A 392-nucleotide genomic window follows, 5' to 3' on the forward strand; every position below is an offset into this window, starting at 1 on the left:
GGATGTGGCAGCCGACTCTGCCTGCACACTGCGCGCTGCCATGGCGGGCGCCTTCGTGGCTTCCGGCTGGCTGATCAGCTCTCCAGGCGGATCGATCAGCACGGCCTCGCCGCCCATCCACCAGTCGATGGTATAGGCCAGATCCGGATCATCGAGCAGACGTCGGCTCCCTGCCTTGATCTCGCCGGTCAGCGAGAAGTTCTGGTTGCTGCGGTTAATGAAACTGGTCTTGCCGGCGTTCTCTTGCCCCAGCACGAGGTACCACGGCAGTTGATAAAGCGCGTTGCGGCCGCTCAGGTTGGCACGCAGCGTGGCGAGGCTTCGATCCAGTGCGCGCTCTTGCGCCTGGACGTATCGCAGGCAGGGATCGTCCTTGCGCGCGGTGGTCTGTT

Annotated in this window: 1 protein-coding gene; it reads right to left on the reverse strand. The window is 64.0% G+C overall.

Translation table 11 applies throughout. The annotated features are described in order from the left end of the window. On the reverse strand, positions 1-392 hold a 392-nt coding region (locus tag P3W85_RS32230; RefSeq protein WP_346430306.1), incomplete at both ends, for a hypothetical protein.

It is taken from the genome of Cupriavidus basilensis (genome assembly GCF_029335485.1).
GTDB classification, from domain to species: Bacteria; Pseudomonadota; Gammaproteobacteria; order Burkholderiales; family Burkholderiaceae; genus Cupriavidus; species Cupriavidus basilensis_E.